Source organism: Auraticoccus monumenti (assembly GCF_900101785.1).
GTDB lineage: Bacteria > Actinomycetota > Actinomycetes > Propionibacteriales > Propionibacteriaceae > Auraticoccus > Auraticoccus monumenti.
This window is the reverse complement of record NZ_LT629688.1, coordinates 2,259,607-2,278,852: the sequence shown is the minus strand read 5'-3', so window position 1 is coordinate 2,278,852 and position 19,246 is coordinate 2,259,607. Positions and strand designations below refer to the sequence as shown.

Below are 19,246 nucleotides of genomic sequence, written 5' to 3'. Positions count from 1 at the left end.
CGACGGTCGGCGTGGGGTGCGACGGGACCGCCGTCGCTCGGGTGGTGATCAGCCCTTCGTGGCGCCGGCGGTGAGCCCGCTGACGATGTAGCGCTGCAGCAGGACGTAGATGATCAGGATCGGCACGACGGCGATCAGGATCCCCGCGGCGAGGCCGGTGTTGTTGTTGGCGAACTGCCCCTGGAAGTTGAGCAGCCCGACCGGGACGGTCTTGCTGTCCTCGGAGTTCAGGATGATCAACGCCATCAGCAGCTCGTTCCAGGTCGCCACCCCGTCCAGGATGGCGACGGTCACCAGGGCCGGCAGCGAGAGCGGCAGCATGATCGTGAAGAAGATCCGCCAGTTCCCGGCCCCGTCGATCCGCGCGGCCTCCAGGATCTCGTCGGGCACCTGCCGGAAGAACGCCTGCAGCACCAGCACGCAGAACGGGATGCCGAAGGCCAGGTACGGCCCGGTCAGCCCGAGCAGGCTGTCGGTCAGACCGAGGCTGCGCAGGGTGATGAAGTTCGGCACGATCGTGATGTAGATCGGGATCGTCAGCCCGAGGAAGACCGCGAACATGATGAACCGGGCGAAGCGGATCCGCAGCTTGCTCAGCGCGTAGGCCAGCATCGCCGAGATCAGCACCCCGATCGGCACCTTCAGCAGCGCCAGCACGATGCTGTTGCGGTAGCTGGAGCTGAAGTTCCCGATCCGCCAGGCGTCGGTGAAGTTGGTCCAGGTGAGCTGCTGGGGCCAGGACAGCGGCCCGTTGCCCACGAAGTCCGACAGCGGCCGGATCGCGGTGATCACCAGCAGGGCCAGGGGCGCGATCCACACCACGGCCACCACGGCCAGCACGACGGTGAGGCCGATGCCGCCCTTGCCGACCGGGCGCCGCGGCGGTGGTCCGGGATCGCCGGGGCGCGCGTCGGGGAGGGCCGCGACGGGTTCCGGGACCGTGGTCTGGTTGAGACTCGTCATGAGGAGTGCTCCCGGGTCTGGGTCAGGACGTAGGGGATGCTGACGACGACCGCGATCACCGTGATCACGACGGCGATGGCGGTGCCGTAACCGGCCTCGTAGTACTGGAAGACGTTGGCGTACATCCACGTCCCCATCACCTGGGTGGCTGTCCCCGGACCGCCGTAGGTCATGGCGTAGACCATGTCGAAGACCTTGAAGGAGTCGATCAGGGACAGGGCCAGCACGATGTAGTGCGCCGGTCGGAGACTGGGCATGGTGATGTGCCAGAACTGCTGCCACCGCGTCGCGCCGTCGACCGTGGCGGCCTCGTACATCTCCGCCGCGATGCCCTGCAGCGCGGCGAGGTACAGCAGCATCGGGAAGCCCACCCGGAGCCAGATGGCCGGGACGATGATCGCGGCCAGGGCGGTGGAGTCCTGCCCCAGCCAGGGCTGGGCCATCGAGCCCAGCCCCACCAGGCGGAGCAGCTCGTTGACGGCGCCGTACTGCGGGTTGTACAACCACCCCCAGATCGAGGCGATCGAGACCAGCGGCAGGACGGCGGGCGTGTAGAAGATGAGCCGCAGCACCGGCTTCCCGCGGACCCTCCCGTTCAGCAGGATCGCCAGGGCCAGCCCGAGCACCATCGGCACGCTGAGGGTGACCACGGTCCAGATGGCGTTGTTCTTCAGCGCCGTCCAGATGACGGGGTCCTCGGCCATGTCGGCGTAGTTCTGCAGCCCCACGATGTTGTACGTCGGGCTGAGGCCGTCCCAGTCGGTGAGGCTGAAGAACAGCGACGTGATCGAGGGGTAGACCAGGAACACCGCGTAGACGGCCAGGGCCGGCAGGGCGAACAGCCACGGGCTCAGGCCACCGTGTCGGCGTCGGCCCCGCCTCGGTGCCGGCGGGGCCGCTGCGTCAGCAGTGATGACGGCCATGACCGCGGATCACCCCTCGGCCATGCCGGCGACGATGTCCTGCATCCGCTTGGCGGCCTCCGCCGGGGACACCGAACCCTGCAGGATGTCGCTCTGCACGGCGAAGTACTGGTCGGCCTGACGCTTCGGGAACGCCTGGTCCTGGATGGTGTAGAAGGGGTTCTGGCCCGCCCCCTGGGACCACTGGTAGGAGAGCGGCAGGTCGGCCTCGTCGGGCTCGGCCCCGGCGACGGTCGAGGCGGAGATCTTCATCGCCTTCTGGGTCTCGGGCTGCACCAGGAAGTTCAGCAGCTCGGCCGCCTTGTCCGGGTTGCCCGAGCTCGCGTTGATCATGTAGCCCTCGACGAACCCCGAGTGACGGGCCGGGGAGTGCCCGGTCGGCAGCTCGAAGACGCCGAAGTCGGCCGGGTCCTCGCCGGCGGTGATGATCGCCTGGGCCTCGGTCCACGGCCCGGTGATGCTGTAGGCCGCCTTCCCCTGCACGTAGCCGGGCTCGATGTCGGCGGGGTCGAGCCCGAGGGCGCCCTCCGGCATCCACTTCTCGTCCTGCCACTTCTTGAAGGCGGTGAAGGCCTCGACGACCTCGGGACGGTCCCAGGTCTCCTCGCCCACCAGCAGCTTGTCGTGCAGCTCCGGCCCGGCGGTCGTCTCCAGCAGGTACTCGAACAGGCGCATGACGTGCCAGCCGTACTTGCCGCCGGTGGCCAGCGGGGTGATCCCGGCGGCGAGGAGCTGGCTGTTGGCCTCCTCCAGCTCGGCGTAGCTGGTGGGCGGGCCGCTGAGGCCGGCCTCCTCGAAGGCGTCCTTGCTGTACCAGGCCCCGATGCCGAGCGAGACGAACGGCACCCCGCTCCTGACCCCGTCGAAGGTCATGCCCTCGACCGCGGCGGCGTTGATCGAGGTGTCCCAGCCGTACTGGCTGTAGTACGGCGCCAGGTCCATGGCCTGCTGGGCCTTGGCGAAGGGTGCCCCGATCTGCCCGCCCCAGATCCGCCAGATGTCGGCGCCCTCGCCCCCCAGCAGCTCGGTGCGCAGCTTGTCGGGGTAGACCGCCGCGCCGGAGCCCGGCAGGCTGTCCACGACGGTCGTGGTGCCCGCCTCGGCGTCGAACTTCGCGATCTGCTCCTTGAGCAGGCCGATGGTCGAGTCGTCCTCGTAGGTGAAGAGGCGCAGGTTGTTGGAGACGGGCTCGGAGCCCCCGCCGGGGCTGGCGCCGGGAGAGGTCCCCGTGCAGGCGCTGAGCCCGGCGCCGGCCAGTGCCGTCGCGGTGAGACCGAGGAGTCCCCGGCGGGTGATGCTGGTCATGACAATCTCCTTTGTTTGCTGACCTGGTCGGCGCACTGGGCGGCCGAGCTGGGTGGTGGCGTGCTGGTCCGCTCAGGCCGTCGCGCGGCCGAACCTGCCGATCTTGGCGAACATGTCCTCGAGCAGGAACCGGACGTCGACGGACTCGCAGACCCGCACGGGGTGCCCGGATCCGGCGACGTAGCGGCCCTGCTCGTCGAACCGGGGTGCGGGGACGGTGCGGAACGAGCCGCCGCGCGGGTTGAGGACCAACGAGATCGCCGGGGAGTCACCGAGGGAGCGGAACTCGATGGGATCGGGGTGCCAGGTGGCGTTCCACTCCACCAGCTGCTCGATCAGGTAGTCCGCGAGCCGGCTGGTCCCGCCGATCCGCTCCTCGAGCTCGGTGTAGCTCACCGACACCGCGCTGTAGACGTCGGCCGGCACCTGCCAGAGCTGGATGCCGGAGTCGAGGACGACGTTGGCGGCGGTGACGTCGTTGCGGAGGTTGAACTCGATGCCGTCGTAGGAGGGGTCGACGCCACCGTGCGCCATGCCGCCGATCCAGATCACCACGACCGGGCGGTCGACGACGGCGGGGTCCAGCAGGATGGCGCTGGCCATGTCGGTGAGGGGGCCGAGGAAGGTGACGAAGAGGGGGTCCCCCTCGGTGGCGCTCCTGCTCTCCTCGATGATCAACCGGGCCCCCGGTGAGTCGACCGGCGTCGTCGCGTCGGGCAGGGCGGTGGCGGCCCCGTTCGCCACGGGCACCTCGCCGGACCGGTCCATCAGCCGCAGCAGGAGGTCGATCTCCTCACGCGACTCCTCCATGCTGCGGTCGGACCGCTCCGTGCCGAAGTGGGCGGCGACGAGCCCCCGGACGTCCAGGGTCGGGGACAGCAGGGCGTGCACGATGGCGAACTGGTCGTCGGCCTCGTTCTTGGCGTCGGTGTCGATGATGATCCGGCGACGTCGATGGGTCATGGGTCTCAGCTCTCTCGTGGGTGGGTGTCCACCGGCGGCGCGGTCGCGACGGGCAGCGCCCGCGCGGCGTGACGCCCGGCGCGGCTCAGCGGTGGATGTGCTCGAGGTGGAGCATCTTCTTCAGGACGTGGTCGAGCTGGTCGTCGGCGAAGATCGACTTCCAGTCCTCCTTGATGATCTTGTCCCGGCCGTAGTCCATGGCGATCAGACAGGCGTCGGAGAAGGGGTTGTCACCGCGGAGGCCGTTGGCCAGCGCCACCTGGACGTGACCCATCAGCATCGCCCGCGCCGCCGGCTCGGGCACCCCGACGGTGTGCACGGTCTCCTGGAGCGCCTCGTCGAGCAGCGCGCCGACCATGCAGGCCACGACCTCGACCAGGGTCGGCTCCAGGTAGGCGAGCTGCTTGACCGTGACCCAGTGGACGTCGAGCACGGGGGCGTACATCTGCCGGATGACCAGCTCGGCGACCGCCTGCTTGCCGGGGTCACCGGACTCCAGCGCCGCGACCGCGTCCTGCGGGGCGGCGATGCCGCCGAAGGTGTCGTTCAGCTCGGCCTCGGTGCGTCGCTGCAGGAACACCGACGGGTGGCAGGGGTGCGCCACGGCGTACTCGATGTCGTCGCGCTGGTGCAGCAGGTTGGCGTAGGCGGCGGCGGGGTCGAGGGTGAGCACGATGGTGCCCGGCGCCAGCTCGGGCACCAGCTCGGCGGAGACCGGGCCGAGGGCGACGTCCGGCACGGCCAGGATGACGACGTCGGCGTCGGCCACGGCCTGGACCGCGTCGGTGAGGGTGCGCCCGGCGGCGGTGGTGCGCTCCTGGCCGGCGGGTGACTTCTCGACGTAGCGCACGTCGTGCTCGCTGCGCTGCAGGTTGTCCGACACCCGCATGCCCATCTTCCCCCCGGCGCCGATCACGGCGACGGTCAGCTGCTGTTCGGTCATGGGGTGCGGCTCCTCAGGTAGGAGAGGTTGTGGACGGTCCACTGGTCCTCGGTCTGGATGGTGGTGGCGCTGTCGCCCTGCCAGGGCAGCCAGTGCTCGACGACCTGGTTGATGCCCCGCTCGTCGGGCCGGACGGTGCCGACCAGGTGCTGGTGGTCCAGCAGGCCCTCCCCCAGCGGGCAGCCGGCGAAGGTGAAGCCGACCCAGCCGTCGCGACGGCTGAAGGTGAAGTCCTTGACGTGGATGCTGCGGACGTGCGGCGCCGTGAGCTCGACGGTGGCGGTGGGGAGCTCCAGCCGGGCGACGGAGTTGCCGGGGTCGAGGCAGATCCCCAGCGCCGGGGACCCGACCTCCTCCACCACCCGCACCAGCTCCGCGGAGGGGATCTGCTCGTAGGTCTCCAGGGCCAGCGTGACGCCGGCGGCCTGGTAGGCCGGCACGACCTGCTCGAGCAGGCGGGCCGCCTGGTCGAGCTCGTCGGCGCCGATCATGCTGCGGACCAGCGTCACCCCCAGTGCCTCGGCCGTGCGCAGGTAGCGGGTCAGGTGCTCGGGGGTGATCCCCCGGGTCCCGAGCTCGAGCTCGACCCCGCGCTCCGCGGCGTGGCGGTGCAGGGCGGCCAGCGCCTCGGCGTCGTAGGTCTCGATCAGGGGGTAGTCGCAGACCTGGAACAGGTCGACGTCCCAGCCGGCGGTCTTGTTGATCATGTCGACCAGGCCGAGCGGCTCTGACGCCGTGCCGTGCCACTGCCAGAAGAAGGCGTAGGTGCCGAGCCCGATGGTCATCGCCCGACCTCCCCGCGCCGCCGGGACGCACCCGCACGGCGGTGCGGTCGCGGGGTGCGACGGCCTGTCGAGGTGGTGTCCACGATGACTCCCGGGTCGGTGCAGGTGCTGGTTCCTTCGTGATCAAGAGTGAGTTATTCTGGTCCACCTGTCAACCGGTTGACCAGTTTGGACGGAGAGCGCGTGCGTAGACTCATCGCCATGCCATCTCGTTCGTCAGGCGTCGGTCCGGTCACCACCGACGAGCTGACCATCGCCCTGGGCGGGAGCATCACCAGCACCACCGCCGTCGCGGAGGTGGCGCGGCGTCTGCTGGACTACTTCACCGGCGACGCGATCGAGCCCGGTGACCGCCTCCCCCCGGAGCGCCAGCTCGCCGCGTCGATGGGCGTCGGGCGGTCCGCGATCCGGGAGGCCCTCGCCGCGCTGGAGCTGCTCGGTGTGGTCACGGTGCGTCCCGGCTCCGGCACCTACCTCCGCGGCCGGGCCTCCGAGCTCCTCCCCCAGACGCTGTCGTGGGGCATGCTGATCGGCGCGCCGAAGACCAAGGAGCTGATCGAGGTCCGCCACGGGCTCGAGGTGCAGGCCGCCCGGCGGGCCGCGGGCGTGATCAGCGACGAGGCCCTCGCGGAGCTGGGCGGCTACCTCGTGGAGATGGAGTCGAACAAGGCGAGCTTCGACCAGTTCGTCGCGGCGGACATGAAGTTCCACCAGGCCATCGCCCTGGCCGCCGGCAACAGCCTGCTGGACGAGATGCTGCAGAGCGTCCGCTCCCTGATCCGGCTCTGGGTCGAGCGCGCGCTCAACGACACCGGGCACGCCCAGCTCACCTGCAACGAGCACCGGACGATCCTGACCGCACTGGCCACCGGTGACCCGGAGCAGGCGGCAGCCGCCATGAGCGTGCACATGGACAGCGCCGCCGCGCGGCTGCTGCCCACCCTCGAGGAGTACCGGTGAGCGTGCCGCGGCTCCTGCCCCCACCGGTGGCCGTGCACCGCGGCCCCTCCGAGAACACGAGGAGTCCCCGTGCCTGAACGGCTGCAGGGCAGGACGGCGCTGGTCACCGGTGCCGGGTCGGGCATCGGTCGGCGGGTGGGGCTCCGCTTCGCGGCGGAGGGTGCCCGGGTCATCTTCAGCGACCGGGACGCCGACGCGGCCCGGGCTGCGGCCGCGGAGGCGCCGGACGCGCTCGGCGTGGAGCTGGACGTGGCCGACGAGGCGAGCGTGGAGGCCGCCTTCGCCACCGTCCGCGACCAGGGCCTCGAGCTCGACGTGGTGGTGGCGAACGCGGGGGTCCAGCTGTTCGGGCAGGACGCCCAGGTCGCCGACCTGGACCTGGAGGTCTGGCAGCGCACCCTCGCGGTCAACCTGACCGGCACCTTCCTCACCCTCAAGCACGGCGTCCGGGCGCTGCTCGGGCGCGGCGGCTCGATCATCCTCACCGGTTCGCCGACGGCGCTGAACGGGGAGGGCAAGGACTTCACCGCCTACAGCAGCTCCAAGGCGGGCATGCACGGGATGGCCCGCGCGGTCGCCGCCGCCTACGCCACCCGGTCGATCCGGGTCAACACCGTCGTCCCCGGCTACACCGAGACACCGCTGGTCACCGCCATCTCCGGCAACGAGGCCGACCGGGCCGCCATCGTGTCCCGGATCCCGCTCGGGCGCCCCGGCCGGGCCGAGGACGTCGAGGGGATCATGGTCTTCCTGGCCAGCGACGAGTCCGCCTACGCGACCGGGGCCACGTTCACCGTGGACGGTGGGATGACGACCCTCTGACGCCCTCCCGGACGCTCACCGCCTCAGCAGCTGGCGGGCCATCACGATCCGCTGCACCTGGTTGGTGCCCTCGTAGATCTGGGTGATCTTGGCGTCGCGCATCATCCGCTCCACCGGGAAGTCACGGGTGTAGCCGTAGCCGCCGAGCAGCTGGACCGCGTCGGTGGTGACCTCCATCGCCACGTCGGAGGCGAAGCACTTGGCCGCGGCCCCGAAGTAGGTGAGGTCGGCGTCCCCGCGCTCGGACTTGGCCGCGGCGGCGTAGGTGAGCTGGCGGGCGGCCTCGAGCTTCATCCCCATGTCGGCCAGCATGAACTGCAGCCCCTGGAACTCCGCCAGCGCCCGGCCGAACTGGGTCCGCTCCTTGACGTAGCCCAGCGCGACGTCGAGGGCGCCCTGGGCGATCCCGAGAGCCTGCGCGGCGATGGTGACCCGGGTGTGGTCGAGGGTCTTCATCGCCGTGGCGAAGCCGGTGCCCGGGGCGCCGATCATCCGCGAGCCCGGGACCAGCACACGGTCCAGGTACACCTCGCGGGTGGGTGAGGCCCGGATCCCCAGCTTCTTCTCCGGGGCGCCGAAGGAGACGCCGTCGTCCTCGCTGCTGACCACGAAGGCGCTGATGCCGCGCTTGCCCGCGTCGGGGTCGGTGACGGCGAAGACGGTGTAGAACCGGGAGATCCCGGCGCCGGTGATCCAGCGCTTGACGCCGTCCAGCCGCCAGGAGTCCCCCTCCGCCACCGCGCGGGTCCGCATCGACGCCGCGTCGGAGCCCGCCTCGGGCTCGGACAGGCAGTAGGAGAACATCGCCTCCCCGGAGGCCACCGGGGGCAGGAGCTCCCGGCGCAGCTCCTCCGACCCGCTGAGCAGCAACGGCATGGTGCCCAGCTTGTTGACGCTGGGGACCAGGGAGGTGGAGGCGCAGGCGCGGGCCACCTCCTCGATCACGATGCAGGTGGCCAGCGCGTCGGCACCGACACCGCCGTAGACCTCGGGGACGTGAGGGGCGTGCAGGTCGGAGGCGCGCAGGGCGTCGTAGGAGGCCTGCGGGAACTCGGCCCGCTCGTCGGCCTCGGCGGCATTCGGGGCCACCTTGGCGTCGCAGACCTCGCGCACCGCGGCGCGGAAGGCATCGTGCTCGTCGTTGGGCCGATACATCTCGGTGAAGTCGCTCACAGCGGCAGCGTACAACTCGTTGCTACTCGTCGGTAACTTACGTTCTCGGGTCCGCCCGCGACCCTCGACGGCGCCGCGCCGGGTGGCCACACCGGGCGGGTGCGGATCACCTGGACGACCGTCCTGCTCGACCTCCCCGACGCCCACCTCGAGCCGGCGGCGGAGTTCTGGGCGGCGGTCACCGCGACCACCCGGTCGACCTCCCCCGGCGGGACCACCACCCTGCTGCCCGTCGACGGCGACCCCTCGTTCCGGCTGCGGCGGGTCGACGCCGGGTCCGCCCGCGTCAGCCTCCAGCTGCACGTCGACGACCCGGGACGGGCCGCAGGTCTGCCTAGACGCCCCGCCCGACCACCACGACGAGGAGCTCCGGTTCTGGGCCGAGCTGACCGGCTGGTCACGACGTCACCAGGAGTCCCGGGAGCTCACCGCCCTGCTGCCGCCAGCCGAGCAGCCCGTGCAGGTGCTGGTGCAGCGGTTGGACGAGGGCGAGGGGCCCACCACCGCCCACCTCGACCTCCGCACCTCCTCCGGGGCGAGGGAGGCCGAGGTGACCCGCCACGTCGCCCTCGGGGCCACCGTCGCCGGTCCGGGCCGGGGCTGGACGGTCCTCCGCGACCCGGTGGGCACCACCTGCTGCGTCACCGACCACGAGCCCCGCTGAGGTCAGCGGGCGTCGACGGTGTCCCGGCGCTGACCCTCACCGACCAGCTCGCGGGCCAGCAGGGTGCCGCCGGCCGCGGCGACCGGGAACACGAAGATGGCCACCAGCGGCAGGGCCAGCAGCAGGAACACCGGCACCCCGAAGCCCAGCACCCGCGCCCGCTGGCCGCGCATCAGCGCCCAGCGCTCCCGCAGGCTGGTCCGCCCGCGTCGCTCCAGAGCACCGCTGACCAGCTCGGTGGTGACCATCCAGCCGCCGACGCAGGCCGAGGCCACCGGTCCCAGCACGGTGCCCGCCACCGGGATCAGGGTGAGCAGGAACAGCGGGACGGCCAGCAGCAGCGACAGCGCCACCAGCCCCAGCGACTGGCGGACCGACCGGGTGACGGAGACCCTCAGCGGTTCCTCCACCGGCTCCGGCGGGGACCCGGCGAGCTCCTCGGTCTGCTCGGCGATCCGGTCGTACAGCGGTGAGCCGATGGCCAGCGTCAGCGCGCTGAAGGTGAGGATCCACACCGCGACGGCTCCCACCACCAGGGCCGCGGCGACCACCCAGCGCAGGGCCTGGGCCGCGCCCGGGCTCCAGTCGTCGGCGAAGCCGGTGACCAGCCCGACCAGCGCCTCCTGGTTCATCAGCAGCAGGACCAGCAGCGCACCGAGGACGACGGTGGTGATCAGCGGCGGCAGCAGGCCGAGGCCGAGCAGCCGGGGACGTCGGGCGAGCAGCCGCAGCGCGCGGGGCAGCAGGGCGACACCGGAGAGGGCGTCAGGGATCAGGGCCACACCTGATCGTAGCCAGCGCGGGGCCGGGCCCAGGCCGTGCGACGACCCACCGGCGCCGCTCGGCCGCCGTGCTCGTCACGTGAGGACCGGTCACTGCGGGCACGTCGCACGCCCTCGCTCATCCGAGGCGTCGCCCGGCCTGCCGTCGGGCCCGGCGGATCCGGCGCAGCGCGTCCAGGACGCTGCGCACCGGACGTCCGCCCAACCACGACCGGTACTCCCCCACCGCGGCGTTCCAGAGGCCGTCGTTGAAGGTGGGATACGGATGGGTGACCCCGACCAGCGCCGAGACGCTGACCCGTCTCTGGACGGCCAACGCGGCCTCGCCGATCGTCTCACCCGCCCGAGGACCGACCACGAGCGCTCCGACCACCCGCCGGCGACGGTCCAGCACCAGGGTGGTGAAGCCGTCGGTCCGCTGCTCGGCCACGGCCCGATCGACCGCCCGGTGCTCCACCCGGACCACACGGCGGCCCTGCGTCCGGCCCTGCTCGGGAGACAGCCCGACCGCGGCCACCTCCGGGTCGGTGAAGGTGACCCGTGGCACCAGCACCGCGGACGCCCGTCGCCGCAGCCCGAGCACGGCGTTGGCCGCCACCACGCTGCCGTGCACGCCGGCCAGGTGGGTGTACTGCGGGTGCGGTGTCACGTCGCCGGCGGCCCACACCGCGGGGTTGCTGGTGCGCAGGTGGTCGTCGACCAGCACCCGGCCCTGACCGTCGACCGCCACGCCGGCCGCCTCCAGCCCGAGGCCGGCCGTGCGCGGGGAGCGGCCGACCGCCACCAGCACCCGGTCCGCGCGCGCTGTCGACCCGTCGGCGAGGGTGACTCCACCCGCCGTGACGCCGACCGCGGCGGCCCCGAAGCGGACGTCCACCCCGTCGAAGGTCAGCGCGTGGCGCACCAGCTCGGCCGCGTCGGCGTCCTCCTGGGGCAGCAGCCGTGGACCGACCTCGGCCAGCACCACGTGGGAGCCGAGCCGGGCGAAGGCCTGGGCCAGCTCGCAGCCGATGCTGCCGCCGCCGAGGACCAGCAACCGGGCGGGCAGCGTCTCCAGCCCCCACACCGTGTCCGAGGTGAGCGGGGCGAGCTCGGCCAGGCCCGGCACGGCGGGCAGCCTCGGCTCGGAACCGGTGGCCACCACCGCCTGGTCGAAACCCACCGGGACGCCGTCGACCTCCAGCGACCGCGGGCCGGTGAAGCGGGCGGTCCCGCGCCGGACCTCGACCCCGGCCGCGGTCAGCGTCTCGACCGAGTCGTCCGGGGCGATCCGGTCGATCGCCGCCTGCACGGCCGCGAGCACCGAGCCGAGGTCGACGTCGCCGGTGGCGCCGGGCAGTCCGTGGGCCCCGGCCCGCACCGCCGCGACGCTGCGGGCTGCGGACAGCAGCGACTTCGAGGGCACGCAGCCCGTCCACAGGCAGTCCCCGCCGGGGGCCGGCGCACGCTCGATCATCACCACCCGCGCCCCGAGGGCGGCGGCCGTGGTCGCCGTCAGGATGCCGGCGGTGCCGCCACCGACCACGACCAGCTCCACCTCGTCGGGCCGTGCGGAGGACGTGGGCATGGCTCACGGTAACAACTGCGAACATGGGCTCATGGGGAGAGCGGACCGCTACCGCTGGGTGGCACCGGTGTACGACCTGGTGTCGGGTGAGCCGGTCTACCGCCGCGGCCGACGGCTGGCGCTGGGGATGCTGGGGCTGCGGCCCGGCGAGCGGGTCCTGGACGTCGGCTGCGGCACCGGCCTCAACCACGAAGGCGTGCGCACCGCGATCGGGGCCGGCGGCCGGCTGGTGGGGCTGGACAGCAGCCCGCAGATGCTGGCGCGCGCCCGCGCTCGCGGTCTGGCCACCGAGCTGGTCCAGGCCGACGCGGCCGCGGTCGACCCGGTCGAGCTGGTGGCGCTGGCCGGTGGCCGGTTCGACGCCGTGCTGGCCACCTACAGCCTGTCGCTGATGCCGCACTGGCCCGCGGCCTGGGAGCGGGTGCTGGCCGTGGCGGCGCCAGGAGCGCGGCTGGCCGTGGTGGACATGCAGCGACCGGTCGGCCGCTCCGTCGCGCTCGACCGGCTGGCCCGAGCCGCCTGCGCCCTCGGTGGCGCCGACATCGAGGCGCACCCCTGGACGGCGGTGGAACGCGACTGCGACCGGGTCAGGTCCGCGTCGGCCGTCGGCGGTCACATCCAGGTCAGGGTCGGGGTACGTCGGAGCGGGCCGGGGAGCTGACCCCGGCTCCCGGGACGGCATCGAGGAGCCCCTCAGAGCGGCAGGCCCCGGCACCCCGTGCGGACGCCGTCCTGCCGGGAACCGGGTTGCCACCAGGGTCCGTGCCGTCCCCGAGGGTCCTGGCCGACCCCACCTAGGCTCAGGGGATGGGACGCCTCACCGAGTACACCCGTGACGGCCTGCGGTTCGACGTCACCGACGTCGGCCCCGAGGACGGGCCGCTGGTGGTGCTGCTGCACGGGTTCCCCGGCGACCGGACGAGCTGGCGCGAGGTGCTGCCGGGACTCATTGCGGCGGGGGTGCGCTGCGTGGTCCCCGACCAGCGCGGCTACTCCCCCCGTGCCCGCCCCGCCGGCCGGGCGCCCTACCGCGGCCGCGAGCTGGTGGCCGACGTGACGGCGCTGCTGGACGCCCTCGGTGCAGAGCGGGCGCACGTGGTCGGGCACGACTGGGGCGGGGCGGTGGCCTGGCAGCTGGCCACCACCGCCCCGGAGCGGGTGGCGTCGCTGACCGTCCTCTCCACCCCGCACCCGGCCGCGCTGACCCGGGCGATGACCCGCTCGCGGCAGCCGCTGCGCTCGCTCTACATGGGGCTGTTCCAGGTGCCGGTGCTGCCCGAGCTGGTGCTGCGCCGGCTGCTGGCGCCGATGCTGCGGTCCACCGGGCTGCCGGACCCCTGGGCGCGGGAGTACGCCGCGCGGATGGCCGCACCGGGCGCGCTCACCGGTGCCCTGGCCTGGTACCGCGCGCTGGTGGTGCCGGGCCGGGGCCGCCGACGGCCACGGACGTCGGGCAGCCGGTCGGTGACGGTGCCCACGGTCTACCTCTGGGGAAGTCGCGACACGGCGCTCGGCCGCTGGGCAGCCGAGGCGACCGCCGACCACGTGACCGGGCCGTACCGGTTCCTCGAGGTCGACGAGTCGCACTGGCTGCCGGAGACGGCGCCGCGGCTCGTCACCGAGACGGTGCTGGAGGCGGTGCGCGGCTGAGTCAGCCGGCGTCGGGCACCGGCTCCAGGGACCAGTTCGACAACCACCAGCGCACACCGAGCTCCTGCAGCACCCGGTCGGCCGGGCGACCCGGGTCGAACCGCCCGCCACCGCGGTAGGCCCCGAACAGGGGCGCGGTGCCGGCGGCCGCGGTCAGCCGTCGCACCGGCTCGTGCACCTCGTCCTCGAGGGAGGCGACGTCGATCTCCTCCCCCGAGCGGTGGCTGTCGGTGTGGAAGCCCAGCGGGTGGACCGCGGCCACCGCGGCCAGCTCGTCGGGGGTGAGCCCGGTCCAGGCGGGGTGGCTGCTGGTGAAGACGGGCAGGAAGAGCGCGCGGATGCCGAGCCGCTCGCACTCCTCGGCACCGAACAGCCCCGCCTCCCGGTAGCCGTCGTAGAAGACGACCAGGACCGAGCCGGCTGACGTCCCCGGGTCGTCGAGGAGGTTCGGGCCGAGGTCGGCCACCCGGCGCAGCTGCTCACGCACCACCGGCCGGTGCTCGGCGGGGACGTCGTGGAAGTTGAGGGCGAGCACGGACCCCTCGGGGACGTCGCGGCGCCCGTCCGGCCCGGCCACCCCGTCCACCAGCTCCGCACCACGCGTCGACTGGGCCAGGTAGAGCTCGTGCAGCAGCCGCGGGTCGGTGCTGGGCGGTGGGGTGCGGGGCAGCAGCACGGGCACCCCCACCGCGGCCGCGGTCTGGGCCAGGATGACCTCCCCGAGCTCCATCGCCGGCTCCTCCGCTGCTCCGGGTGCGCCCCGACGACGTCGGGGCCGGCACCGTCGTGAACACTACGACAGTGACCTCCGCCGAGCCCGACGCCCAGACCCTGATCGACCTGTACCGCAGCGCGCTGGCCCCCATCGGTGAGCTGGTGGAGCTCCGCCTGGACGGTCTGGACCGCCTCGGCGTCCCGGTCACCAGCTGCTCGCTGGTCGTCGACGGCCGGACCGCGCACGCCGGCAACGGCTACGGGCGCACCGTCGAGGCCGCCGTCCTCAGCGGCCTGGGCGAGCTGGCCGAGGGCGCCTTCGCCGCCCGCCACGTGGCCCGGCTGCGACCGTCAGCCGTCCGCGCCAGCCGGCGCCGGCTGGTGGCCCGGGAGGGGGCCGACCGGGTGGTGGACCCCCGGACCCTGTGCCTCCCGGTCGGCTCGCCCTGGACCGAGGAGCTGGAGCTGAGCTGGGTGCCGCTGGAGCGGGTGCCTGACGGGGAGAGCGTCTGGGTGCCGCTGGAGTACGTGGCCAGCGAGGTCGGTGAGCTCGACGGCGGGACCCCGTTGATCACCCCCATCACCAACGGCCTCGGTGCCGGGCTGGACGACTCGCGGCCCCTGCTGCACGGCCTGCTGGAGCTGCTGCAGCGCCACACCAACGCCACCCGCTTCCGGGCCCTGGACCACCTCTCCCCCGAGATCGACCAGGCCACCCTCCCGCAGGAGCTGACCACCCTGGTCGACGCCTTCCGCGACCTCGGCGTCGAACCGGTGCTCAAGCACGCCGGCACCGAGCTCGGCGTCGTCTCCACCTACGTGATGGGGGTGGACGCCTCCCCGTCGCAGGCGATCCTCGTCACCGGCTGCGGCGAGGCGGCCGCCCCCGACGCCGTCGAGAGCCTGACCAAGGCGCTGCTGGAGTACGCCAACTCCCGGGCGCGGAAGGCGTTCTGCTTCGGCGACCCGGAGCGGGCCCGCGCGATCGCGCCGGAGGGCTACTGGTCCGCGCTCGGCAGCGGCGCCGGCGAGGCCCGGGCGCACGAGGCCCTGACCGCCTGGGCCGGGCTGGGCACCGCGGGGCTGACCGCCCTGACCGCGCCGGACCGGAGCCGGACCGTCGCGTTCTCCGACGTCACCGTCGAGCCGGTGCCCGGTCCGGGCGTCGAGGAGCAGCTCCAGCACGTGCTCGGCCACCTGGCCGCCGACGACCTCACCCACGACGTGCTCACCGCCCGCTCCCGCCACGGCGACGTGGTGGTCGCCAAGACGGTGGTGACCGGGCTGGAGGCGGAGACCCTCAGCTACGGGCGGGTCGGGGAGCTGGGTGCCCGCCGGCTGCTGGCCACCGACCTGGACCTGGTGCGCCGCCAGCCCTCGGGCACCGAGCGCCACTCCGAGCGGGTGGTGCTCACCCCGGAGGCCGAGGAGCGCCTGGGCGGACCGGTCTGGTGGTCCCCCACCGACGCGGACCGGGTGCTGGGCCCGCTCTACCCGCTGTACCGGGAGCCGCCGCGGCACTCCGTCGCCGTGGTCTGACCCACCTCGGCCTGGAGGCCTGTCTCAGAGCCGGGCGTTGGCCAGCACCGGCAGCTGCTCGCGCACCCGCCGGACGGTGTCGGGGTCGACGTCCGCCACCAGCAGCTCCGGCCCGGCGCCGGCCCGGGCCAGCACGGTCCCGTCCGGTCGCACCACCGCGCTGCGCCCGATCCCGGTGGGTGCTCCCGCCACGGCCGCGACCCCGGCGGCCACCGGGTCGGACTGGCCGCAGGCCAGCACCCAGCAGGTGGAGTCCAGCGCCCGCGCCCGGACCAGCAGGTCCCACTGCTCGGCCTTGCCCTCCCCCGCACCCCAGGACGCGCCGACCACCACCACCTCGGCCCCCGCGGCGGCGAGCCGGGTGAACAGGGCCGGGAACCGGACGTCGTAGCAGGTGGCGAGCCCGACGGTCACGTCGCCGCAGCGGAAGGTGACCGGGGTGGTGCCGGCGGTGACGGTGGCGGACTCGGTGAACCCGAAGGCGTCGTAGAGGTGGATCTTGTCGTAGCCCAGGTGGGTGCCGGGGCCGGTGACCAGCAGGGTGTTGGTGACGCTGCGCCGCTCCGAGCCCGGCCGCGGCTCCCCCGGGGTGAACATCCCGAGCACCAGCTGCACCCCGTGGCGCTCCGCGATCTGCCGGGCCGCGGTGGCGAAGGGCCCGTCCAGGGGCTCGGCGACGTCGTCCAGCCGGTGCCCGAAGGCGCGCATGGTGGCCTCGGGGAGCACCACCAGCTCCGCACCACGCTCGGCGGCGGCGCGGACCCGCTCCTCCACCAGCGCCAGGTTGGCCGCAGGGTCCTCCCCGCTGGTGACCTGGGCCAGGGCGACGCGCACGATCCCACTGTAGGCCGGGGCACCCGCGTGGCGCGCGGCCGCCTCCGCCGGTGCGTTGTGAGGAGTGAGGCAAGATGGCTGGATGGACATCGTGGGACGCTCCGTGGCCACCCTGGATGTCGTGTACCGCCACCGTCTGGGGCACGGCGAGGACCCGCGTCACGGGGCGATGGCCCGTGGCTGGTCGGTCCAGCGCGCCCTCTGCGCCACCCAGCGCGAGGACGGTCTGGAGCTCACCCTGCTGGTGACCCCGCTCGAGGACGAGCCGCACCCGGCCCAGCAGCGGCTGCGCCCGCACGCGGTCCGCGACGCCCAGGTGCGTCAGCGGCCCGCCGCCTACGCCATCGCGCTGTGCGACTCCGCCGTCCTGGCCACGGAGTTCTCCGGCAAGACCGGCGTCCCGGGCCAGTGGGGGCTGCCCGGCGGTGGCATCGAGCCCGGTGAGGACCCCGCCGACACCGTGGTCCGGGAGGCGTGGGAGGAGGCCGGGCAACGGCTGGAGTCCCCGGTGCTGATCGACGTCCAGTCCGACCACTGGGTGGGGCACGCCCCCAACGGCGTGCTGGAGGACTTCCACGCGGTGCGGCTGATCTACGCCGCCCGGTGCCCCGACCCCGGCACCGCCGTGGTGCACGACGTCGGCGGGACCACCTCCGCGGCCCGGTGGGTGCCGCTGGAGGACTGGCACACCGTGTCCTGGACCCGTGGGGCGCGCGCGCTGCTGCACCGCCACCTGGAGAGCTGCGTCAGCGGGCTGGCCCTCGACGCGCACTGCCGCACCGACTCCTGAGCCCGGACGCACCGCGGGCCCGCCACCCCGGAGGGTGACGGGCCCGCGAGCCGTGGATCAGCGACGGAAGTAGGACAGGATCCGCAGGATCTCGGTGTAGAGCCACACCATGGTGACGACCAGACCGAAGGCGGCCAGCCAGGACTGCCGGGCCGGGGCGCCGTTGCGGACACCGCGGTCGATCAGGTCGAAGTCGAGCACCAGGTTCAGCGAGGCCAGCACGACACCCAGGATGGAGACGCCGATGGCCAGCAGGCTGACCGGACCGGTGCCGCCGTCACGCAGGCCGAGGTCGATGCCGACGAAGCTGAGGCCGAAGTTGACCAGCATGGCCAGGGCGAAGGAGATGGTGGAGATGAACAGGATCTTGGTGAACATCGGGGTCACCCGGATCACCTTGAAGCGGTAGGCCGCCAGCATCACCGCGGCCACGATCAGCGTGCCGAGCACCGCCTGGACGACGATGCCGTCGTACAGCGACTCGAAGAAGAGGCTGATCATGCCGACGAACATGCCCTCGAGGATGCTGAAGACCACCGCCATCACCGGGGTGACCCGGGCGCGGAAGGCGACCACGATCGAGAACACGAACGTGCCGAGCCCACCGACGACCAGCATCGGGAACATGACCTCCTGGGGGAGGATGCCGAAGCTGATGGCCGACCACGAGGCCGCGGCGACCAGGATCATCAGACCCATGATCACCGAGGTCTTGGTGATCACGTCCTCCATGGTCATCCGCGGGCCGGAGTCGACGGGGCCGGCCCCGTAGCCCTGGCGCGGGTCCTGCGGGCCGCCGGACCGCTGCTGCTGCGGGTAGGGGGAGTACTGGCCGTACCCGCCCTGCGGCTGGGCCGGCGCGAAGGCCGCGTCCTTGGTCAGGACGGGGTTGGTGCTGCGGAACATGAGTCCTCCTGTGAGTGAACTGCTACCCCAATGGTAGAGGGCCGCACCAGAACCGGTGGGATCAGCCGCCCGCCCTCTCCTGGGTGTACCGGCCGAGGGAGTTGAGCGGGTCGGTGACGGCCGAGCCGACGGCCTCGAGCTCCTGGGCCAGGGCGGCGTCGGCCTCCCCCACCGCGGCCTGGTAGTCCTCGCGGGCCGCCGCCTCGGCCGCGTAGTGGGCCTCGAAGTCGTCGGGGTCGCTCTCGACCAGCTCGAAGACGGCCAGCACCCCGTCCACCCGGGCCAGCTGGGCCCCGGCCAGCTGGGACCAGGCACCACCACCCTGCTGCTGCAGCGCCCCGGCCATCTGGCGGCAGGGCTCGGCGGCGGCCTCGACCTCGGCCCGGGTGGCGCCGGAGTCGACCGCGGTGTCCTCGTCCTCGGCCCAGGTGTCGCAGGCGGCGATGGTCTCGGCGGTGGGCAGCATCGCGTCGGCGAACCCCCGCAGGTAGGTCTGCATGTCGGTGACACCCTGCTGAACCGCCCCGACCTGGGTCGCGACCTCGGGGTCGTCCACGGCGCGCAGGTCGCTGAGCGCCGCGGCCTGGTCGGCGGCCACCCCCACCTGGTCGCGGACGGCCTGGGCGGAGGCCTCGATCACGGCCTGGTCCCCCGAGCCGAGGTCGGTGGTGGCCTTCGCGACGGACTGCCCGACGAAGTCGATCTGCTGCCCGAGGTACCCGACCTCGTTGTTGGCCAGGCTGTAGTCGGCCGGCTTCAGCGGGCGGAGGGCGACGTAGCCCACCAGCGCGAGCACCGCGACCAGCACCAGCGCGACCAGACCGGCGAGCACCAGCAGCACGGTCCTCAGCGGGGAACGACGTCGGGTCGGGGCGTGCGGTCCGGGCGAGGACGTCGGGGCCATGGCGGGGAGTCTAGCCAGGTAGGGGCACAGCCCCGGCCCCTCGACGGAGCCCTGACGAG

General features: G+C 73.1%; 20 protein-coding genes. 7 read left to right on the top strand and 13 right to left on the bottom strand.

The genetic code is table 11. The features are described 5' to 3' along the window. Window positions 1-48: 48 nt before the first annotated feature. From BLT52_RS10540 to BLT52_RS10515, 6 genes are all read right to left on the bottom strand, one after another. Window positions 49-963, bottom strand: coding sequence for a carbohydrate ABC transporter permease (locus tag BLT52_RS10540; RefSeq protein ID WP_090593157.1), 915 nt, complete (start codon window positions 961-963; stop codon window positions 49-51). Next, a complete protein-coding gene (locus BLT52_RS10535) occupies window positions 960-1,886 on the bottom strand; it encodes a carbohydrate ABC transporter permease (RefSeq protein ID WP_090593154.1) in 927 nt (308 codons plus the stop codon). Before BLT52_RS10535 ends, BLT52_RS10540 begins: the two co-directional genes overlap by 4 nt. Window positions 1,887-1,895: 9 nt before the next feature. Beyond that, entirely contained in the window at window positions 1,896-3,191 is a 1,296-nt protein-coding gene (locus BLT52_RS10530; protein WP_090593152.1) for an ABC transporter substrate-binding protein, read from the bottom strand. Window positions 3,192-3,263: 72 nt separating this feature from the next. Beyond that, complete coding sequence (locus tag BLT52_RS10525; RefSeq protein WP_090593149.1) at window positions 3,264-4,154, bottom strand: nucleoside hydrolase; 891 nt, start codon at window positions 4,152-4,154, stop codon at window positions 3,264-3,266. 85 nt (window positions 4,155-4,239) lie between these two features. Further along, window positions 4,240-5,097: a phosphogluconate dehydrogenase C-terminal domain-containing protein gene (locus tag BLT52_RS10520; protein WP_090593146.1), complete on the bottom strand. Its 858-nt coding sequence runs from the start codon at window positions 5,095-5,097 to the stop codon at window positions 4,240-4,242. Further along, on the bottom strand, window positions 5,094-5,882 hold the full coding sequence (locus BLT52_RS10515; RefSeq protein WP_090593143.1) for a sugar phosphate isomerase/epimerase family protein: 789 nt from the start codon (window positions 5,880-5,882) through the stop codon (window positions 5,094-5,096). Before BLT52_RS10515 ends, BLT52_RS10520 begins: the two co-directional genes overlap by 4 nt. A gap of 201 nt (window positions 5,883-6,083) precedes the next feature. On the opposite strand from BLT52_RS10515, the gene BLT52_RS10510 reads away from it, so the two are divergent. Next, window positions 6,084-6,842 (top strand): FadR/GntR family transcriptional regulator, encoded by a 759-nt coding sequence (locus tag BLT52_RS10510; RefSeq protein WP_090593140.1) that lies wholly within the window; start codon window positions 6,084-6,086, stop codon window positions 6,840-6,842. Window positions 6,843-6,911: 69 nt separating this feature from the next. Continuing rightward, window positions 6,912-7,664 carry an SDR family NAD(P)-dependent oxidoreductase gene (locus BLT52_RS10505; protein ID WP_090593137.1) on the top strand — a complete coding sequence of 251 codons (753 nt, stop codon included), beginning with the start codon at window positions 6,912-6,914 and terminating at the stop codon, window positions 7,662-7,664. Window positions 7,665-7,679: 15 nt separating this feature from the next. On the opposite strand, the gene BLT52_RS10500 is transcribed toward BLT52_RS10505, so the two are convergent. Beyond that, complete coding sequence (locus tag BLT52_RS10500; protein ID WP_090596597.1) at window positions 7,680-8,819, bottom strand: acyl-CoA dehydrogenase family protein; 1,140 nt, start codon at window positions 8,817-8,819, stop codon at window positions 7,680-7,682. A 4-nt stretch (window positions 8,820-8,823) separates the two neighbouring features. On the opposite strand from BLT52_RS10500, the gene BLT52_RS21045 reads away from it, so the two are divergent. Then, entirely contained in the window at window positions 8,824-9,501 is a 678-nt protein-coding gene (locus BLT52_RS21045) for a VOC family protein (RefSeq protein WP_331712533.1), read from the top strand. Window positions 9,502-9,503: 2 nt separating this feature from the next. On the opposite strand, the gene BLT52_RS10490 is transcribed toward BLT52_RS21045, so the two are convergent. Continuing rightward, on the bottom strand, window positions 9,504-10,283 hold the full coding sequence (locus BLT52_RS10490) for an EI24 domain-containing protein (RefSeq protein ID WP_157677064.1): 780 nt from the start codon (window positions 10,281-10,283) through the stop codon (window positions 9,504-9,506). A 118-nt stretch (window positions 10,284-10,401) separates the two neighbouring features. Then, window positions 10,402-11,850 (bottom strand): dihydrolipoyl dehydrogenase family protein, encoded by a 1,449-nt coding sequence (locus BLT52_RS10485; protein ID WP_090593128.1) that lies wholly within the window; start codon window positions 11,848-11,850, stop codon window positions 10,402-10,404. A gap of 31 nt (window positions 11,851-11,881) precedes the next feature. Between BLT52_RS10485 and BLT52_RS10480 the strand changes: the two genes are divergently transcribed. Both BLT52_RS10480 and BLT52_RS10475 read left to right on the top strand, forming a co-directional pair. Next, window positions 11,882-12,511, top strand: coding sequence for a class I SAM-dependent methyltransferase (locus BLT52_RS10480; RefSeq protein ID WP_090593125.1), 630 nt, complete (start codon window positions 11,882-11,884; stop codon window positions 12,509-12,511). Between the two features lie 146 nt (window positions 12,512-12,657). After that, the gene (locus BLT52_RS10475) at window positions 12,658-13,500 is read left to right on the top strand and encodes an alpha/beta fold hydrolase (RefSeq protein ID WP_090593121.1); all 843 of its coding nucleotides are present in this window, start codon (window positions 12,658-12,660) and stop codon (window positions 13,498-13,500) included. A gap of 1 nt (window position 13,501) precedes the next feature. On the opposite strand, the gene BLT52_RS10470 is transcribed toward BLT52_RS10475, so the two are convergent. Beyond that, window positions 13,502-14,230, bottom strand: a complete 729-nt coding sequence (locus tag BLT52_RS10470) for a polysaccharide deacetylase family protein (protein ID WP_090593118.1) — start codon at window positions 14,228-14,230, stop codon at window positions 13,502-13,504. A gap of 71 nt (window positions 14,231-14,301) precedes the next feature. On the opposite strand from BLT52_RS10470, the gene BLT52_RS10465 reads away from it, so the two are divergent. Further along, window positions 14,302-15,753, top strand: coding sequence for a YcaO-like family protein (locus BLT52_RS10465; protein ID WP_157677063.1), 1,452 nt, complete (start codon window positions 14,302-14,304; stop codon window positions 15,751-15,753). A 24-nt stretch (window positions 15,754-15,777) separates the two neighbouring features. Here BLT52_RS10465 and BLT52_RS10460 read toward each other — a convergent pair whose 3' ends face one another. After that, complete coding sequence (locus BLT52_RS10460; RefSeq protein ID WP_090593112.1) at window positions 15,778-16,587, bottom strand: carbon-nitrogen hydrolase family protein; 810 nt, start codon at window positions 16,585-16,587, stop codon at window positions 15,778-15,780. 82 nt (window positions 16,588-16,669) lie between these two features. On the opposite strand from BLT52_RS10460, the gene BLT52_RS10455 reads away from it, so the two are divergent. Then, window positions 16,670-17,377 (top strand): NUDIX hydrolase, encoded by a 708-nt coding sequence (locus BLT52_RS10455; RefSeq protein ID WP_231946254.1) that lies wholly within the window; start codon window positions 16,670-16,672, stop codon window positions 17,375-17,377. Window positions 17,378-17,434: 57 nt separating this feature from the next. Here the strand turns inward: BLT52_RS10455 and BLT52_RS10450 are convergent, their stop codons facing one another. Together BLT52_RS10450 and BLT52_RS10445 are read right to left on the bottom strand one after the other, a co-directional pair. Next, window positions 17,435-18,283 carry a Bax inhibitor-1/YccA family protein gene (locus tag BLT52_RS10450; RefSeq protein WP_090593110.1) on the bottom strand — a complete coding sequence of 283 codons (849 nt, stop codon included), beginning with the start codon at window positions 18,281-18,283 and terminating at the stop codon, window positions 17,435-17,437. A 61-nt stretch (window positions 18,284-18,344) separates the two neighbouring features. After that, the gene (locus tag BLT52_RS10445) at window positions 18,345-19,187 is read right to left on the bottom strand and encodes a hypothetical protein (RefSeq protein ID WP_157677062.1); all 843 of its coding nucleotides are present in this window, start codon (window positions 19,185-19,187) and stop codon (window positions 18,345-18,347) included. Window positions 19,188-19,246 lie beyond the last annotated feature (59 nt).

Coding starts and splice junctions, on each gene's coding strand:
- BLT52_RS10480 (WP_090593125.1), top strand. CDS start 11,882: ATGGGGAGAGCGGACCGCTACCGCTGGGTGGCACCGGTGTACGACCTG.
- BLT52_RS10540 (WP_090593157.1), bottom strand. CDS start 963: ATGACGAGTCTCAACCAGACCACGGTCCCGGAACCCGTCGCGGCCCTC.
- BLT52_RS10500 (WP_090596597.1), bottom strand. CDS start 8,819: ATGTATCGGCCCAACGACGAGCACGATGCCTTCCGCGCCGCGGTGCGC.
- BLT52_RS10455 (WP_231946254.1), top strand. CDS start 16,670: ATGGACATCGTGGGACGCTCCGTGGCCACCCTGGATGTCGTGTACCGC.
- BLT52_RS10510 (WP_090593140.1), top strand. CDS start 6,084: ATGCCATCTCGTTCGTCAGGCGTCGGTCCGGTCACCACCGACGAGCTG.
- BLT52_RS10475 (WP_090593121.1), top strand. CDS start 12,658: ATGGGACGCCTCACCGAGTACACCCGTGACGGCCTGCGGTTCGACGTC.
- BLT52_RS10470 (WP_090593118.1), bottom strand. CDS start 14,230: ATGGAGCTCGGGGAGGTCATCCTGGCCCAGACCGCGGCCGCGGTGGGG.
- BLT52_RS10535 (WP_090593154.1), bottom strand. CDS start 1,886: ATGGCCGTCATCACTGCTGACGCAGCGGCCCCGCCGGCACCGAGGCGG.
- BLT52_RS10525 (WP_090593149.1), bottom strand. CDS start 4,154: ATGACCCATCGACGTCGCCGGATCATCATCGACACCGACGCCAAGAAC.
- BLT52_RS10530 (WP_090593152.1), bottom strand. CDS start 3,191: ATGACCAGCATCACCCGCCGGGGACTCCTCGGTCTCACCGCGACGGCA.
- BLT52_RS10445 (WP_157677062.1), bottom strand. CDS start 19,187: ATGGCCCCGACGTCCTCGCCCGGACCGCACGCCCCGACCCGACGTCGT.
- BLT52_RS10485 (WP_090593128.1), bottom strand. CDS start 11,850: ATGCCCACGTCCTCCGCACGGCCCGACGAGGTGGAGCTGGTCGTGGTC.
- BLT52_RS10515 (WP_090593143.1), bottom strand. CDS start 5,882: ATGACCATCGGGCTCGGCACCTACGCCTTCTTCTGGCAGTGGCACGGC.
- BLT52_RS10450 (WP_090593110.1), bottom strand. CDS start 18,283: ATGTTCCGCAGCACCAACCCCGTCCTGACCAAGGACGCGGCCTTCGCG.
- BLT52_RS10520 (WP_090593146.1), bottom strand. CDS start 5,097: ATGACCGAACAGCAGCTGACCGTCGCCGTGATCGGCGCCGGGGGGAAG.